This window comes from Pseudomonas sp. TH06, from assembly GCF_016651305.1.
Classification (GTDB): Bacteria; Pseudomonadota; Gammaproteobacteria; order Pseudomonadales; family Pseudomonadaceae; genus Aquipseudomonas.
This window is the reverse complement of the sequence record NZ_JAEKEC010000001.1, coordinates 2,749,606-2,765,689: the sequence shown is the minus strand read 5'-3', so window position 1 is coordinate 2,765,689 and position 16,084 is coordinate 2,749,606. Positions and strand designations below refer to the sequence as shown.

General features: G+C 59.5%; 15 protein-coding genes. 1 reads left to right on the top strand and 14 read right to left on the bottom strand.

Features of this window, described 5'->3' with window-relative positions; genetic code table 11:
- Positions 1-261: 261 nt before the first annotated feature.
- Positions 262-1,941: a 2-isopropylmalate synthase gene (gene leuA / locus JFT86_RS12545; RefSeq protein ID WP_201236925.1), complete on the top strand. Its 1,680-nt coding sequence runs from the start codon at positions 262-264 to the stop codon at positions 1,939-1,941.
- A gap of 202 nt (positions 1,942-2,143) precedes the next feature.
- Here leuA and JFT86_RS12540 read toward each other — a convergent pair whose 3' ends face one another.
- From JFT86_RS12540 to hscA, 14 genes are all read right to left on the bottom strand, one after another.
- On the bottom strand, positions 2,144-2,935 hold the full coding sequence (locus JFT86_RS12540) for an amidohydrolase (RefSeq protein ID WP_201236924.1): 792 nt from the start codon (positions 2,933-2,935) through the stop codon (positions 2,144-2,146).
- Positions 2,923-4,071: a pyridoxal phosphate-dependent aminotransferase gene (locus JFT86_RS12535; protein WP_201236923.1), complete on the bottom strand. Its 1,149-nt coding sequence runs from the start codon at positions 4,069-4,071 to the stop codon at positions 2,923-2,925. The genes JFT86_RS12540 and JFT86_RS12535 overlap by 13 nt, the downstream gene beginning before the upstream one ends.
- A 213-nt stretch (positions 4,072-4,284) precedes the next feature.
- Positions 4,285-5,757, bottom strand: a complete 1,473-nt coding sequence (der, locus tag JFT86_RS12530; protein ID WP_201236922.1) for a ribosome biogenesis GTPase Der — start codon at positions 5,755-5,757, stop codon at positions 4,285-4,287.
- A gap of 135 nt (positions 5,758-5,892) precedes the next feature.
- Entirely contained in the window at positions 5,893-7,044 is a 1,152-nt protein-coding gene (gene bamB / locus JFT86_RS12525; RefSeq protein WP_201236921.1) for an outer membrane protein assembly factor BamB, read from the bottom strand.
- Entirely contained in the window at positions 7,037-7,678 is a 642-nt protein-coding gene (locus JFT86_RS12520) for a tetratricopeptide repeat protein (RefSeq protein WP_103304544.1), read from the bottom strand. Before JFT86_RS12520 ends, bamB begins: the two co-directional genes overlap by 8 nt.
- Before the next feature lie 41 nt (positions 7,679-7,719).
- Positions 7,720-9,009 (bottom strand): histidine--tRNA ligase, encoded by a 1,290-nt coding sequence (gene hisS, locus JFT86_RS12515; RefSeq protein WP_201236920.1) that lies wholly within the window; start codon positions 9,007-9,009, stop codon positions 7,720-7,722.
- Positions 9,010-9,045: 36 nt separating this feature from the next.
- Positions 9,046-10,155 carry a flavodoxin-dependent (E)-4-hydroxy-3-methylbut-2-enyl-diphosphate synthase gene (ispG, locus tag JFT86_RS12510; RefSeq protein WP_201236919.1) on the bottom strand — a complete coding sequence of 370 codons (1,110 nt, stop codon included), beginning with the start codon at positions 10,153-10,155 and terminating at the stop codon, positions 9,046-9,048.
- Between the two features lie 3 nt (positions 10,156-10,158).
- Positions 10,159-11,193 carry a RodZ family helix-turn-helix domain-containing protein gene (locus tag JFT86_RS12505; RefSeq protein ID WP_201236918.1) on the bottom strand — a complete coding sequence of 345 codons (1,035 nt, stop codon included), beginning with the start codon at positions 11,191-11,193 and terminating at the stop codon, positions 10,159-10,161.
- Positions 11,193-11,951 (bottom strand): type IV pilus biogenesis/stability protein PilW, encoded by a 759-nt coding sequence (gene pilW, locus JFT86_RS12500; protein WP_201236917.1) that lies wholly within the window; start codon positions 11,949-11,951, stop codon positions 11,193-11,195. Before pilW ends, JFT86_RS12505 begins: the two co-directional genes overlap by 1 nt.
- 12 nt (positions 11,952-11,963) lie before the next feature.
- A complete protein-coding gene (rlmN, locus tag JFT86_RS12495) occupies positions 11,964-13,112 on the bottom strand; it encodes a 23S rRNA (adenine(2503)-C(2))-methyltransferase RlmN (protein WP_016984373.1) in 1,149 nt (382 codons plus the stop codon).
- 28 nt (positions 13,113-13,140) lie between these two features.
- Positions 13,141-13,566, bottom strand: a complete 426-nt coding sequence (gene ndk / locus JFT86_RS12490; RefSeq protein ID WP_007916882.1) for a nucleoside-diphosphate kinase — start codon at positions 13,564-13,566, stop codon at positions 13,141-13,143.
- Between the two features lie 87 nt (positions 13,567-13,653).
- Positions 13,654-13,854 carry a Fe-S cluster assembly protein IscX gene (gene iscX / locus JFT86_RS12485; RefSeq protein WP_201228399.1) on the bottom strand — a complete coding sequence of 67 codons (201 nt, stop codon included), beginning with the start codon at positions 13,852-13,854 and terminating at the stop codon, positions 13,654-13,656.
- 14 nt (positions 13,855-13,868) lie between these two features.
- On the bottom strand, positions 13,869-14,210 hold the full coding sequence (gene fdx / locus JFT86_RS12480; RefSeq protein WP_007916885.1) for an ISC system 2Fe-2S type ferredoxin: 342 nt from the start codon (positions 14,208-14,210) through the stop codon (positions 13,869-13,871).
- Positions 14,210-16,075 (bottom strand): Fe-S protein assembly chaperone HscA, encoded by a 1,866-nt coding sequence (gene hscA, locus JFT86_RS12475; RefSeq protein WP_201236916.1) that lies wholly within the window; start codon positions 16,073-16,075, stop codon positions 14,210-14,212. The genes fdx and hscA overlap by 1 nt, the downstream gene beginning before the upstream one ends.
- Positions 16,076-16,084: the final 9 nt, after the last annotated feature.

The following is a 16,084-nucleotide window of genomic DNA, read 5'->3' as shown; positions in this document are numbered from 1 at the left end:
CAATAAAATCCCGCAAAAACTCTCTTTTCGAGTATTCCTCTCAATTTTTTTCGACTGCTTGCCATCCTCCCCACCCGCGGTTAGGGTTGAAGGCATGAAAACCTCTCACACCCTTATTCAGCTTCGCCAGCACCGCAGCCTGTGCCTCGTCAGCGCACGACTGCCGGGCTGAATCGCTGCGCCTCGTCCCACGCTTTTCCAAGTACATTCGTTCCACCGGCAGGCCGCCTCTTTTCGGCCCAGACAATAAGGAATTTCCCGATGAGCATGCTCAAAGATCCATCTTCGAAATACCGTGCATTCCCCGTCATCAATCTGCCGGATCGCACCTGGCCGTCGAAAACCATCGATGCCGCGCCGATCTGGTGCAGCTCTGACTTGCGTGACGGCAACCAGTCGTTGATCGAGCCGATGGACGCGGTGAAAAAGCTGCGTTTCTGGAAGACGCTGGTGCAGGTCGGTGTGAAAGAGATCGAAGCTTCGTTCCCGGCCGCTTCGCAAACCGACTTCGACTTCGTGCGTACCCTCATCGAAGAAGGCCACATCCCGGACGACACCACCATTCAGGTGCTGACCCAGGGCCGTGAAGACTTGATCGAGCGCACCTTCGAATCCCTGCGCGGGGCGAAAAAAGCCATCGTTCACCTGTACAACGCGACCTCGCCGTCGTTCCGTCGCATTGTCTTCAACCAGGACAAGGACGGTATCAAGGCCATCGCGGTCAACGCCGCCAAGCTGTTCGTCAAATACGCAGCGATGCAGCCGGACACCGAGTGGACTTTCGAATACTCGCCGGAGACCTTCAGCGCCACCGAACTGGAATTCGCCAAGGAAGTCTGTGACGCGGTGATCGAGGTCTGGAACCCGACGCCTGAGCACAAGATCATCCTCAACCTGCCGGCCACCGTTGAATGCGCGACGCCGAACGTCTACGCCGACCAGATCGAGTGGTTCCACCGCAACATCAACCGCCGTGACAGCGTGCTCATCAGCCTGCACACCCACAACGACCGTGGCACTGGCGTGGCCGCCACCGAGCTGGGTCTGATGGCCGGCGCCGATCGCGTCGAAGGCTGCCTGTTCGGCAACGGCGAGCGTACCGGTAACGTCGACCTCGTCACCGTGGCACTGAACATGTACACCCAGGGCCTCGACCCGCAACTGGACTTCTCCGACATCGACGGCGTGCGCAAAGTCGTCGAAGAGTGCAACCAGATTCAGGTTCACCCGCGTCACCCGTACGTTGGCGACCTGGTGCACACCGCATTCTCCGGCTCGCACCAGGATGCGATCCGCAAAGGCTTCTCCCAACAGAAACCAGACGCTCTGTGGGAGGTGCCGTACTTGCCGATCGACCCGGCCGACATCGGTCGCAGCTACGAGGCGGTGATCCGCGTCAACAGCCAGTCGGGCAAGGGTGGCATCGCCTACTTGCTGGAGCAGGAATACGGCATCAGCCTGCCGCGTCGCATGCAGATCGAGTTCAGCCAGGTCGTGCAGCGTGAAACCGACCGTCTCGGCCTGGAAATGACCGCCAAGCAGATCCACTCGCTGTTGATCAGCGAATACCTGCAAGCCAACACCCCGTACGCGCTGGTCAGCCATCGCTTGCAGGAAGAAAACGGCAACAGCAATGTTGAAGTGGAAGTGGCGAGCAAGGGTCAGGGCGAGACCAACCTGCACTGGCGCGGCAAAGGCAACGGTGCGCTGGAAGCACTGGTGGCCGGCCTGCCGATTCCGGTGGAGATCATGGACTACAACGAACACGCGATCGGCGCGGGCACCAACGCCAAGGCTGCGGCCTACATCGAGCTGCGAGTGAACGGCGAGCGTGCGGTACACGGCGTGGGCATCGATGAAAACATCACCACAGCCAGCTTCAAGGCGCTGTTCAGTGCACTGAACCGCTCGTTGAGCCAGCCGGAAGCGAAAGCGGCTTAAGCCTTCGCGGAAATGCAAAAGGCCCCGGAGTGCGAACTCCGGGGCCTTTTTTTGCCTGATGGTTTTGTATTGAATTCAGTGACCCCATCGCGGGCAAGTCCGCTCCCACAGTGTTCGCGGTGTACATGAAATCGGGTGTACACCCACACCCCCTGTGGGAGCGGGCTTGCCCGCGAAGAGGCCCGAACAGACGGCGCAAAACTCAGGTGAACTCGAACGTGTCCGCATCCAGATTCGCCGGGAATCGCTCGCGATAAGCGGCCAGCGGCGCCGCCTCAAGAACAGCCTTGAACACGCCGTCCGCCTCCCCCGCCGCCAGCAACATCTCGCCCTGGAAATCCAGCACCTGACTGTCTCCAGTGTAGGCAAAGCCCTTGCCGTCGGTCCCCACACGATTTACTGCTGCCACGTAGCAGAGGTTTTCGATGGCCCGCGCCGGTAGCAGACGATTCCAGTGCAGACGCCGAGCCCCCGGCCAGTTGGCGGTGTACAGCAGCAGATCGGTGTCTTGCGCATCACGACTCCACACCGGGAAACGCAGGTCGTAGCAAATCAGCGGACGAATCCGCCAGCCCTTGAGCTCGAACTGCACCTGTCGCTCGCCGGGGGTGTAATGGTTGTGCTCGCCGGCCATGCGAAACAGATGACGCTTGTCGTAGTGCAGCACCTCGCCATCGGGGCGTGCCCACAGCAGGCGATTGCGATGGCTGCCGTCAGCCGCCTGAATGATCACGCTGCCGGTAATGACCGCATTGAGTTTTGCCGCTTGAGCCTTCAGCCATTTGCTGGTCGGGCCGTTTTCGACTTCGGCGAGGGTTTCCGACTCCATGGAGAAACCGGTGGTGAACATTTCCGGCAGGATAATCAGATCCGCCCCACGCGCCTGTTCCAGCAACGCGTCGAAGTGCTCAAGGTTGGCCTGACGGTCGTGCCAGGCCAGGCTGGTCTGGATCAACGCCAGATTGAGGTCGGGTAACGTACTCAGATCACGCATAGTTTTGCCGCCGCTTCGCGCAGCGTCTCCTCGCGTTTGGCAAAGCACAGACGCACGAGGCGCTGGCCTTCAGGTGGGTTCTGGTAGAACACCGACACCGGAATACTCGCCACACCGTGTTCGCGGGTCATCCACATCGCCATCTCGACGTCATTCAAGTCCGGACGGATCTGCGAGTAATCGACCAGTTGGAAATAGGTGCCAGTGACACGAGTGAAGGTGAACCGCGACGGTGCCAACAGATCGCAGAACAAATCACGCTTGGCCTGATAGAAACCCGGCAACTCCTCGACGTGCTCAGGATGCTCGGCCATGTAATCGGCCAAGGCGTATTGCAGCGGGGTAACACCGCAGAAACTGACGTACTGGTGCACCTTGCGCAACTCGGCGGTCAGCGCGGGGGGCGCGACGACGTAACCGGTTTTCCAGCCAGTGACGTGGTAAGTCTTGCCGAACGAACTGACCACGAACGCACGCTGATACAGCTCTTCGTGGGCCAGCACACTGACATGCGGCACGCCGTCGAACACCAGGTGTTCGTAGACTTCGTCGCTGATCAGGTATATGTCGCGATCACGGATCAGTGCCGCCAGTTGATCGAGTTCTGCACGGCTTATCAGGGCGCCGCTCGGATTATGCGGGGTGTTGAGGACGATCATTTTCGTCCGTGGCGTCAGCGCAGCAGCAAGCTTGTCGAAATCGATGGAGAAATTGTCAGGCCGCAGTTGCACATGCACGCAACGACCGCCCGCCAACTCTGTCGCCGGTTCGTAGCTGTCGTAGCACGGATCGAACACGATGACTTCGTCGCCGCTGTGGATAACCGCCTGAATCGCACAGAAGATCGCCTGGGTGGCGCCCGGCGTCACCGTCACTTCGGTGTCGGCATCCACCTTCACGCCGTAGCTGCGAGCGATCTTCGCCGCAATCTGCTCACGCAGTGCTGGCAGGCCGGTCATCGGCGAATACTGGTTATGGCCACTGGCAATATGCCGACCTACCGCATCGCGCAAGGACTGGGGACCGTCGAAATCAGGGAAACCCTGGGACAGGTTGATGGCTCCGGTCTGCGCCGCGAGCTGAGACATCTGCGTGAAAATAGTGATGCCGACATTCGGCAGCTTACTGGTGATCATCGGGGGTTCCCTGCTCAACACCCGGCTCTGACGGCGGCGCGGGAGAGCCCGAGGATAGCCCATCCGGCGCCCATAAAAAAAGGGCGCTCATTTGAGCACCCTTCTTATTGCCGCCCCCTGTAGGAGCTGCCGCAGGCTGCGATCTTTTGATCTTGTCTTTAAAGCAAAATCAAAAGATCGCAGCCTGCGGCAGCTCCTACATGAAGTGATGAATCACTTCTTGTCGCGGCGTTTTTTGTCGGCTTTCTTGTGGTGCGACATCAAACGACGCTTCTTGTTGACCTGGCGGTCGGTCAGCGTGGTTTTGTTGCCTTCGTACGGGTTCTCGCCGCCCTTGAACTCGATGCGGATCGGCGTACCGACCAGCTTCAGCACACGGCGATAGGTGTTCTCCAGATAGCGCACATACGACTTCGGCACTTTCTCGATCTGGTTACCGTGGATCACGATGATCGGCGGGTTCGCGCCACCGAGGTGAGCGTAACGCAGCTTGATCCGGCGGTTGTTGACCATCGGTGGCGCGTGCTCGCCAACGGCGTCTTCGAGAATCTGGGTCAGACGGTTGGTCGGCCAGCGGGTGACCGCCGACTTGAACGAGTTCTGCACGGAAGCGTAGAGGTTACCCACGCCAGTACCGTGCAGTGCCGAGATGAAGTGGATGTCAGCGTAGTCGACGAAGAACAGTCGACGTTGCAGCTCGACCTTCACGTAGTCACGCTCGCTCGGCGTCATGCCGTCCCACTTGTTGATCGCGATCACCAGCGCACGACCCGACTCGATGGCGAAGCCCAACAGGTTGAGGTCGTGATCGACCACACCTTCGCGGGCGTCCATCACGAAGATCACCACGTTGGCGTCTTTGATCGCCTGCAGGGTTTTGACCACGGAGAACTTTTCGACTTCTTCGTGGATCTTGCCGCGCTTGCGCACACCGGCGGTGTCGATCAGCGTGTACTTCTCTTCATTCCGTTCGAACGGGATGTAGATACTGTCACGCGTGGTGCCGGGTTGGTCATAGACGATTACCCGGTCTTCACCGAGCATGCGGTTGACCAACGTCGATTTGCCGACGTTCGGACGGCCGATGATAGCGATCTTGATCCCGTCTTTTTCACTCGGGCCTGGAATGCGCTTGGCTTCCTCGCCTTCGGCAACGATCTCTTCCTCTTCGCCTTCAGCGGGCTCGTCATCATCACGCGGGAAATCGCCCAGGGCGGCTTCCAGCAATTGGGTGATGCCGCGACCGTGAGCACCCGCGATCGGAATCGCGTGGCCCATGCCCAGCGGGGCGAACTCGGCGCGGGCCATTTCCGGGTCGATGTTGTCGACCTTGTTGGCAACCACGTGGGAACGCTTGTTACGTTTGCGCAGGTGCTCGGCGATCATCTGGTCGGCGGCGGTAAAACCGGCCTTGGCATCTACCAGGAACAGCACAACATCTGCTTCTTCAATGGCCAGCAGCGACTGCTCGGCCATTTTTTCGTCCATACCGTGCTCGTCACCGGAGATACCGCCGGTGTCGATCAGAATGTAGGAACGCCCTTGCCACTTGGCCTCACCGTACTGGCGATCACGGGTCAGACCGGACAAGTCGCCGACGATGGCGTCGCGAGTCCTGGTCAGGCGGTTGAACAAGGTGGATTTGCCGACGTTCGGTCGGCCCACCAGGGCGATTACGGGAACCATGCGGCTCTCCACTTCGTTATTTCAGAAAATACAAAAGCCGCTGCGAGGCAGCGGCTGGTGCTCGGGGCAACACCCATGGGTGCTGCAAGCCCTGTAAATACAAGGCCGCTTGGGGATTAACCCCAAGCATAGTTGTTACTTGATGGTCAGGGCTTCCAGTTTGCCGCTGTTGCCATACACATAAATCGTGTCACCCACCACCAGCGGACGGGCACGCAGGCCATCGCTGTCGATGCGCTCGCGGCCGACGAAACGACCGTCAACCTGACTCAACAGGTGCAGATAACCTTCCAGGTCACCCACTGCCACGTAGCTGGAGAACACTTCCGGCGCCGACAATTGACGGCGAGCCAGCGAGTCGTTGCTCCACAGCGCAGTGGTGGAACGCTCGTCAACGCCTTCAACGGTACCCGAAGACAGGCTTACGTAGACACTGCCGAAACCTTGAGCAATACCGGCGTAGCTCGATGCATCGCGCTGCCAGAGTTGACGGCCGCTTTCCAGATCCAGTGCAGCCACGCGACCCTGATAGCTGGCAACGTACAGCGTGCCGCCGGACAACAGCAGACCGCCGTCGATATCGACCACGCGCTCCAGTTCCGAACGACCCTGTGGAATCGCGATCCGTTGTTCCCAGACCGGCACGCCGTTGGAAATGTCCAGAGCGACCACTTTACCGGTCGACAGGCCTGCCACCGCGAGGCGGTTGGTAACCAGCGGAGCACTGGTGCCACGCAGGGTCAGCACGGCAGGCGTGCTGTCATACACCCAGCGCTGAGTACCGGTGGAAGCATCCAGACCGATCAGACGATCGTCCTGAGTCTGCACCACCACCACGTCGCCGTTGTTGGCCGGCGGCGCGAGGACTTCGCTGGTCACGCGAGCACGCCACTTCTCTTCACCGTTGACGGTGTCCAGAGCAACGACTTCGCCTTGCAGCGTGCCAACCAGAACCAGACCGTAACCTACGCCAACAGCGCCGGAGACAGGCAGTTCAAGATCTTTTTTCCACTTCACGTCGCCATTGCTGCGATCCATGGCCATCACGATGCCCGTTACGTCGGCAGCGTAGATGGTGTCACCGTCAACTGCCGGTACCAGCATGTTGTAGGTTTCGCCCTGACCGTCACCGATCGAACGACTCCACTGCTTGTGCAGAACCACTTCTTCTTTGAAGTCGGTCAGTTCGGCCGGTGGCAATTCTTTTTTGCTGTTGCTGCTGCAACCCGCGGCCAAAAGGGCCAGAGCCAGCAATGCTGCATGCTTCCAACGGATCACGTCACGCATCCCCTTTGGCCAGGTCGTCGAGCTTGATTTGAAGGCCACCGACCGCCGCTTCATCCGACAGTGCCGCCTTGGCTTTTTGATACGCCTTGTTCGCGTCATCGGTACGGCCCAGCTGTACCAGCAGGTCGCCCTTGAGTTCTTCGCGAGTGGCCAGGAACGCTTTATCGGCGTCGCCGTCGAGCAGTTTCAGCGCGTCTTCGGCCTTGTTCTGCGCGCCGAGCACCTGCGCCAGGCGCTGACGAGCGATTTCGCCCAGCGCCGGGTTGGCCGGTTTGTCGACGATGGTTTTCAGCTCGGTCGCGGCGTCGTCCAGCTTGCCGCTGTCGACTGCAACCTTGGCCACGAACAGGCTGCCGTACTGCGCGTAGGCAGAACCGCCGAACTCGCTGTTGAGCTTGCCGGCCAGATCCGCAACACGGGCAACATCAGGCTTGCCGTCAGGCGTCAGCGTGGTTTCCAGCAATTGCTGATAAAGCACCGAGGCGCCTTGCGACTGGTTGCTCTGATACTTGTGATAAGCCTGCCAGCCGAACACGATAACCAGCGCCAACAGGCCGCCGGTGACCAGAGGTTTGCCGTTGCGTGTCCACCAGTCCTTCAAATCCGCCAACTGTTCGTCTTCGGTACTCGACACCCCAATACTCCTTAATCGCTAAATCGGCTGTTTAGACAGCTTCAACCCTGCACGACGCAGGTGGCCAGGTGAGCGGCGAGCGCATCCCAGGCAATGCTTTGTTGTTCGCCCTGGCCACGCAGGGGTTTGAAACCTACCACTTGCTGGGCCATTTCGTCGTCACCGAGGATCAGTGCGTACAGCGCACCGCTCTTGTCGGCCTTCTTGAACTGGCTCTTGAAGCTGCCGGCGCCGGCATTGACTTGCAGGCGCAGGTTTGGAAGTTGATCGCGAACACGTTCAGCCAGGGCCAGACCGGCCAGCTCGGCTTCTTCACCGAAGGCGCAGAGATAGACATCGACCTGACGGGAGATTTCTTCCGGGATCTGCTCAAGGGTTTCGAGCATCAGCACCAGACGTTCGATACCCATTGCGAAACCGACACCAGTGGTTGGCTTGCCGCCCATCTGCTCGACCAGACCGTCATAACGGCCGCCCGCGCAGACAGTGCCCTGGGCGCCGAGCTTGTCGGTGACCCATTCGAAAACGGTTTTGCTGTAGTAATCGAGGCCACGCACCAGTTTCGGGTTGAGCACGTAAGGAATGCCGACGGCATCCAGACGAGCCTTCAGGCCTTCGAAGTGGGCACGGGATTCGTCATCGAGGTAGTCAGCCATCTTCGGCGCATCGACCAGCACCGCTTGAGTGTCGGCATTTTTGGTGTCGAGCACGCGCAGCGGGTTGGTTTTCAGACGGCGCTGGCTGTCCTCGTCGAGTTTGTCGTGGTGCGCCGAGAGGTACTCGACCAGCGCTTCACGATATCGACCACGGGACTCGCTGGTGCCGAGGCTGTTGAGTTCGAGTTTGACCGCATCACGGATGCCCAGCTCGCCCCACAGGCGCCAGGTCATGATGATCAGTTCGGCATCGATGTCCGGACCGTCGAGATTGAACACCTCCAGACCGATCTGGTGGAACTGGCGATAACGGCCTTTCTGCGGACGCTCGTGGCGGAACATCGGGCCGATGTACCAAAGCTTCTGCACCTGACCACCGCCGGTGATGCCGTGTTCGAGTACAGCGCGCACGCACGCGGCAGTGCCTTCCGGACGCAGGGTCAGGGAGTCGCCGTTGCGGTCTTCGAAGGTGTACATCTCTTTTTCGACGATGTCGGTCACTTCACCGATGGAGCGTTTGAACAGCTCGGTGAATTCGACGATCGGCATGCGGATCTGCTTGTAACCGTAGTTATCCAGCAGGCGCGCAACGGTGCTCTCGAAATAGCGCCACAGCGGGGTCTGCTCGGGCAGGATGTCGTTCATGCCACGAATGGCTTGCAGAGACTTGCTCACTTTAAATCCTTAAATTCGTTCGGCTTTCAGTCAGGCTCAGCCGCGCGCGATAACCGCTGCGTCAGCTTCGACCTTTTCGGCCGCTTTCTCGCGGATCAGCCTTTCCAGCTCGTCCACCAGATTGTCATTCGTCAGTTTCTGCGACGGCTTGCCGTCGATGTAAATCAGGTTTGGCGTGCCGCCGGTCAAGCCGATATGGGCTTCCTTGGCTTCGCCGGGGCCGTTGACCACACAACCGATCACCGCGACATCCAGCGGCACCAGCAGGTCTTCAAGGCGCCCTTCCAGCTCGTTCATGGTCTTGACCACATCGAAGTTCTGCCGCGAGCAGCTCGGGCAGGCGATGAAGTTGATGCCACGGGAACGCAGATGCAAAGACTTGAGAATGTCGTAACCGACCTTCACTTCCTCGACCGGGTCGGCCGCCAGCGAGATGCGGATAGTATCGCCAATCCCCTCGGCGAGCAGCATACCTAGGCCCACGGCGGATTTCACTGTGCCCGAACGCAATCCACCGGCTTCGGTGATGCCCAGGTGCAGCGGCTGAACGATTTCTTTCGCCAGCAAGCGGTAGGCTTCGACGGCCATGAACACGTCGGAGGCCTTCACGCTGACCTTGAAGTCCTGGAAATTCAGACGTTCGAGGTGTTCGACGTGGCGCAGAGCGGACTCGACCAGCGCCGCTGGCGTCGGCTCGCCGTATTTCTTTTGCAGGTCTTTTTCCAGAGAACCGGCGTTGACGCCGATGCGGATCGGAATCCCGCGATCACGGGCGGCATCGACCACGGCACGCACGCGGTCTTCACGACCGATGTTGCCCGGGTTGATTCGCAGGCAGTCCACACCCAGTTCGGCTACGCGCAAAGCGATCTTGTAGTCGAAATGAATGTCGGCAACCAGCGGCACCTTGACCAGTTGCTTGATTTTGCCGAACGCCTCGGCGGCGTCCATGTCCGGTACCGATACGCGGACGATGTCGACGCCAGCGGCTTCCAGACGATTGATCTGCGCAACGGTGGCAGCAACATCATTGGTGTCGCTGTTGGTCATGCTCTGCACAGCGATCGGCGCATCGCCGCCCACCGGCACATTGCCGACCCAGATCTTGCGCGAAACGCGACGTTTGATTGGAGATTCGCCGTGCATGACTTATTGACCCAACTTCAGGCGAGCAGTCTCGCCACTGGTGAACGGAGCGACATCGACCGGCTGGCCGTTGTAGCTGACCTGCGCGCCACGGGCATAGCCCAGACGCACGGCAAATGGTGGCTTGCCGGCAACCGCCAGGCTGTCGCCTTTACGCTTGAGACCACTGAACAGAACCTTGCCGCTGCCGTCGCTGACCTGGGTCCAGCAATCGGCAACGAATTGCACCGACACCTGGCCTTGACCCGCCACCGGCGCGGCTGCGGCAACAGCAGGAGCGCTGACCGCCGGGGCCACTGGCGCTGTGACAGTCGGCGCTGGCGTGTTCGGAACAGCTGGGGCCGGGGTAGCCGGCGATGCAACAACCGGGGCCGGCGTATGAACCGGTGCTGCGGGTGCTGCACTCGGAGCAGCTGGAGCAGTTGCCGGCGCGGCAGGCTCGGCGCCGGTCGATTCAGCGGTGGTTTCCGACTGTGGCAGTGCCAGCGCTGTCGCGCCCTCGGCCTGACCTTCGGCAACGGCCTGATCTTCCGGCTCGTCGATCGGGTGAATCTGCGTGGTGCCATCGGCGCCTTCGACTTCGACGTGCTCCGGGGCCAGCGTGGTCAAATCTTTGCTCCGCAGCGAAGTCTGATCCTGCCACCAGACGAAACCGCCACCGATGACTGCGATCAGCAACAGCAGGCTGACGATTCGCAAAATAGTGTGGGACACCCGCACCGGCTCTTCGATACGGCCCAGCGCATGGACGTTGCTGCCCTGGGAATCGGTGCCGGTGGACTGGTCGAATTGCTGAACCAGAACGGTCTGATCCATACCGAGCAACTTGGCATAGGCGCGAATGTAACCGCGAGCGAAGGTATGCCCCGGCAGCTTGTCGAAAGCGCCGGCTTCAAGATTGCTAAGGGAAGTCACGGTGAGGTTGAGCTTGAGGGCCACTTCGGCCAGCGACCAGCCATTGCTTTCGCGGGCCTGGCGCAGGGTCTCACCGGGGTTAACGCGATTCGCTGCTACAACTTCGGGATGCGCCGCTTTCATCATTGCTCCGACAGGTATTGCTGATATTCCGGCGTACCGGGATAGAGTCGTTTTAATTGCAGGCCGTAACTGGCGGCCTTGTCGCGATCTTCAAACACTTTTGCCAGCCGAACGCCGAGCAATAGACTACGTGCATTTTGCTCGGTAAGCAGGCTGAAACGGTCGTAATAGTCACGTGCGGGCACATAATGCCTGTCTTCGAAGGACAACTCAGCCATTTCCAGCAATGCACGCGGTTGTTGACGGTTCAAACGCAGGGCCTTTTCCAACTGCTGCTGCGCCAACTCACGCTGCCCCAGCTTTGATGCGGTCATGCCGAGGTTCTCGAACACACGCGAACGCTCAGGATACAGGGTATCGGCGGCGGCCTGTTCAAAACGCTCGTAGGCTTCCTTGTAACGCTGTTCTTCGTAGAGAAAACTGCCGTAGTTGTTGAGGATGCGCGCATCGGCGGGACGGGAGGACAAGGCTTTGCGGAAATGCTCGTCGGCCAGTTTCGGCTCCATCTCGGCCTGAAACACCAGACCGAGGGCGGCATTGGCGTCGGGATCGGAGCTATCCAGATCCAGTGCCTTCTTCAGCGGCACCTTGGCCCGCTCGGTCATGCCCTGCTGCAAATACCCCAGCCCCAACTGCACATACGCTGCCCGCGCTTCATCGCGGCCCTTGCTGGTCTTCATCGGGTTGTAGTCACCCGACAGGACACAACCAGCACTCAGGCTGGCCAACAGCAACAGCAGCGCAAAGCGCAGGGACATAGAGATCCTCTCTTAGTTAGTGTTCGCGGCGTTCTGTGCCAGATCGCTGTCGGCGCTCAATTCACGCACGGCGATGTAACGTTCGCTGCGACGGGTGCGATCCAGCACCTGCCCTACCAATTGACCACAAGCGGCGTCGATATCTTCACCACGGGTGGTGCGGACAGTGACGTTGAAACCGGCCTGATGCAACTGATCCTGGAACCGGCGGATAGCATTGTTGCTCGGCCGCTCGTAACCGGAGTGCGGGAACGGGTTGAACGGGATCAGGTTGATCTTGCACGGAATGTTCTTCAGCAGCTCGATCATTTCCACCGCATGCTCAACTTTATCGTTGATGTCCTTGAGCAAGGTGTACTCGATGGTCAGCACACGCTTCTCGCCAAGGGCGGACATGTAGCGCTGGCACGACTCGAGCAGCATCTTAAGCGGATACTTCTTGTTGATCGGCACCAATTGGTTACGCAATGCGTCATTCGGTGCGTGCAGGGACAACGCCAAGGACACGTCGATGTGCTTGGCCAGCTCATCGATCATCGGCACCACACCCGACGTGGACAGGGTCACGCGGCGCTTGGAGATCCCGTAGCCGAGGTCATCCATCATCAGATGCATGGCGGCCACGACGTTGTCGAAGTTCAGCAACGGCTCGCCCATGCCCATCATCACCACGTTGGTGATGGCGCGGTCGACGGTTGCCGGGACGCTGCCGAAAGATTTGTTGGCAATCCACACCTGGCCGATGACTTCGGCGGCGGTGAGGTTGCTATTGAAGCCTTGCTTGCCGGTGGAGCAGAAACTGCAGTCCAGGGCACAGCCTGCCTGGGACGAAACGCACAGAGTGCCGCGTTTGCCCTGGGGAATGTAAACGGTCTCGACACAGCTGCCGGACGCCACGCGCACCACCCACTTACGGGTGCCGTCGCTGGAAATGTCCTCGCTGACCACTTCGGGACCACGGACCTCAGCAATAGCCTTGAGCTTATCGCGCAAGGCCTTGCTGACGTTCGTCATGGCGTCGAAATCATCGACACCAAAGTGGTGAATCCATTTCATTACCTGACCGGCACGGAAACGCTTCTCCCCGATTGAGTCGAAGAATTTTTCCATTTCCTGTTGAGTCAGACCCAGCAGGTTGGTTTTTACAGTCGATGTAGTCATGGATTCACCTTCACTCTTAAGCCAATGCTTAGCGAGTGGTTACTTCAGTAGCTGCGAAGAAGTACGAGATTTCACGAGCAGCGGCGGCTTCGGAGTCCGAACCGTGAACAGCGTTGGCGTCGATGGAATCAGCGAAGTCAGCGCGGATGGTGCCGGCAGCAGCTTCTTTAGGGTTGGTGGCGCCCATCAGCTCACGATTCAGAGCGATAGCGTTTTCGCCTTCCAGAACCTGAACAACAACAGGGCCGGAGATCATGAAAGCAACCAGGTCGCCGAAGAAACCACGAGCGCTGTGCTCAGCGTAGAAGCCTTCAGCTTCAGCTTTGGACAGTTGCTTCAGTTTCGAAGCTACAACGCGCAGGCCGGCTTTTTCGAAACGAGTGGTGATTTCGCCGATGACGTTTTTTGCAACAGCGTCAGGCTTGATGATGGAGAAAGTGCGTTGAACAGCCATGGTGTAACTCCAGAAACGGTAATTTGCGAAAAATTAAACCCGCGAATTATACGCGGGTTCTTGGGTATTGCCTAACCTGCGAGACGATCAGTCCAATTCTTTGGCCCAAAGCTCCTGAACCGCTTCAAGCACTTTCTCGCCGACACGGCCAGAAGTGCTATCAAACTCGGGCAGATCCTGGATCATCTCTTTCAGACGGACAAAACCTACAGAATACGGGTCGACACCGGCATGGGCCTCGGCCAGTTCTTCTGCAATACGTTGAACATCATTCCAACCGTAGCTCATGACAGTCTTACCAGTCAGTGCGGCGCTTCGGCCGCATGGTTAAGCGAATATTTCGGAATTTCGACGGTGATGTCTTCTTCACCGACGATAGCCTGACATGCCAGGCGCGATTGCGCTTCCAGGCCCCAGGCACGATCGAGGAAATCTTCTTCCAGCTCGTCGGCCTCTTCCATCGAGTCGAAACCCTCGCGGATGATGCAGTGGCAGGTGGTGCAGGCGCAGACGCCGCCGCAGGCGCTTTCCATCTCGATGTGGTGTTCGTGGGCCAGTTCGAGAATCGATGTGCCGGGCGCAGCCTCGACCACCATGCCTTCAGGGCAGAACTTCTCGTGGGGCAGAAAAATGACCTGCGGCATCAGATATCCTCGATTTCATTCAGATTGCGCCCCGACAGAGCGGCTTTCACCGTCAAATCCATGCGGCGGGCAGCAAAAGCATCGGTCACTTGCGACAGACGCTTGGTCTGCTGCTCGATGGCGTAACCATCAGTACCTTTCATCAGTTCAGCCAATTCCTGCAACTGCAGGTCGATGACCATGCGTTCTTCGGCGTCAAGCAAACGCTCGCCATCGACCTCAAGAGCGCCCTGCACCGCTTCGATCAGGCGCTGGGCATCGACTTGTTGCTCACGCAGAACGCGGGCGACCTTGTCGTCATTGGCATGCTGGAACGAATCCTTGAGCATTTTGGCGATTTCGCCGTCGGTCAGACCGTAGGATGGCTTGACCTGAATGCTCGCCTCGACGCCCGATCCCAGCTCACGAGCGGAAACGCTGAGCAGACCGTCGGCATCGACCTGGAAGGTCACGCGAATCTTCGCCGCACCGGCAACCATCGCCGGAATACCACGCAATTCGAAACGCGCCAGCGAGCGGCAGTCGCTGATCAGTTCGCGCTCGCCTTGCAGTACGTGGATCGCCATGGCCGACTGGCCATCTTTATAAGTGGTGAAGTCTTGCGCGCGAGCGACGGGGATGGTGGTGTTGCGCGGGATCACCTTCTCCATCAGACCGCCCATGGTTTCCAGCCCCAGGGACAGCGGGATCACGTCGAGCAGCAGCAGTTCGCCGCCGTCACGCTTGTTGCCAGCCAGCGTATCGGCCTGGATCGCGGCACCGATGGCCACCACTTGATCCGGATCGATTTCAGTCAAAGGCTGACGACCGAAGGCTTCGGCAACAGCTTCGCGAACACGCGGAACGCGAGTCGAACCGCCGACCATGACTACGGCATGCACGTCTTCCAGCTCAACGCCGGAATCGCGAACGGCGCGACGGCAGGCTTTCAGGCTGCGTGCAACCATCGGCTCGATCAGCGCATCAAAGGCTTCACGGGTCAGCGGCGCTTTCCAGTCACCGTAGGCAACTTCAACACTGGCCGCATCGGTCAGCGCTTCTTTGGCCGCGCAGGCGGTTTGCAGCAGATTGCGTTGTGCGCCCGGATCGAGATCGGCAGACAGGCCCGCGCTCTCGATGATCCAGCCGGCAATCGCGTGATCGAAGTCATCGCCGCCCAGCGCGCTGTCGCCGCCGGTGGCCAGAACCTCGAAAACACCGCCAGTCAGACGCAGAATGGAAATATCGAAAGTACCGCCACCCAGGTCGTAAATCGCGACCAGGCCTTCGGCATGCTGATCCAGCCCATAAGCCACAGCTGCAGCGGTCGGTTCGTTGAGCAGGCGCAGTACATTGAGGCCGGCGAGTTTCGCCGCATCTTTGGTGGCCTGACGCTGAGCATCGTCGAAATACGCCGGAACAGTGATCACCGCACCGACCAACTCGCCACCCAAGGTCGCTTCAGCGCGCTGACGCAGAACCTTGAGAATGTCGGCAGAGACTTCGACCGGGCTTTTCGGGCCTTGCACGGTGTCGATGAACGGCATGTGCGATTCGCCACCGACAAAGCGGTATGGCAATTGCTCGCCCAATTGCTTGACGTCGGAGAGACCACGACCCATCAAGCGCTTGACCGACAGCACAGTGTTCAAGGGATCGGAAGCGGCGGCCAGCTTGGCCGACTCGCCAACTTCGACGCGGTCGGCGTGATAACGCACGGCGGACGGCAGGATGACCTGCCCGTTTGCGTCAGCCAGCGGCTCGGAAAGACCACTGCGCAACGCAGCGACCAGCGAATTGGTAGTGCCCAAGTCGATCCCCACAGCCAGACGACGCTGGTGCGGTTGAGGACTTTGGCCGGGTTCGGCGATCTGCAGTAGGGCCATCGTGATCAG

Excerpts from the sequence above, each read along its gene's own strand:
- JFT86_RS12540 (WP_201236924.1), bottom strand. The coding sequence starts at position 2,935 with ATGCGTGATCTGAGTACGTTACCCGACCTCAATCTGGCGTTGATCCAG.
- ndk (WP_007916882.1), bottom strand. The coding sequence starts at position 13,566 with ATGGCTGTTCAACGCACTTTCTCCATCATCAAGCCTGACGCTGTTGCA.
- JFT86_RS12535 (WP_201236923.1), bottom strand. The coding sequence starts at position 4,071 with ATGATCACCAGTAAGCTGCCGAATGTCGGCATCACTATTTTCACGCAG.
- fdx (WP_007916885.1), bottom strand. The coding sequence starts at position 14,210 with ATGCCGCAGGTCATTTTTCTGCCCCACGAGAAGTTCTGCCCTGAAGGC.
- JFT86_RS12505 (WP_201236918.1), bottom strand. The coding sequence starts at position 11,193 with ATGAAAGCGGCGCATCCCGAAGTTGTAGCAGCGAATCGCGTTAACCCC.
- rlmN (WP_016984373.1), bottom strand. The coding sequence starts at position 13,112 with ATGACTACATCGACTGTAAAAACCAACCTGCTGGGTCTGACTCAACAG.
- iscX (WP_201228399.1), bottom strand. The coding sequence starts at position 13,854 with ATGAGCTACGGTTGGAATGATGTTCAACGTATTGCAGAAGAACTGGCC.
- bamB (WP_201236921.1), bottom strand. The coding sequence starts at position 7,044 with ATGCGTGACGTGATCCGTTGGAAGCATGCAGCATTGCTGGCTCTGGCC.
- ispG (WP_201236919.1), bottom strand. The coding sequence starts at position 10,155 with ATGCACGGCGAATCTCCAATCAAACGTCGCGTTTCGCGCAAGATCTGG.
- leuA (WP_201236925.1), top strand. The coding sequence starts at position 262 with ATGAGCATGCTCAAAGATCCATCTTCGAAATACCGTGCATTCCCCGTC.
- hscA (WP_201236916.1), bottom strand. The coding sequence starts at position 16,075 with ATGGCCCTACTGCAGATCGCCGAACCCGGCCAAAGTCCTCAACCGCAC.
- pilW (WP_201236917.1), bottom strand. The coding sequence starts at position 11,951 with ATGTCCCTGCGCTTTGCGCTGCTGTTGCTGTTGGCCAGCCTGAGTGCT.
- der (WP_201236922.1), bottom strand. The coding sequence starts at position 5,757 with ATGGTTCCCGTAATCGCCCTGGTGGGCCGACCGAACGTCGGCAAATCC.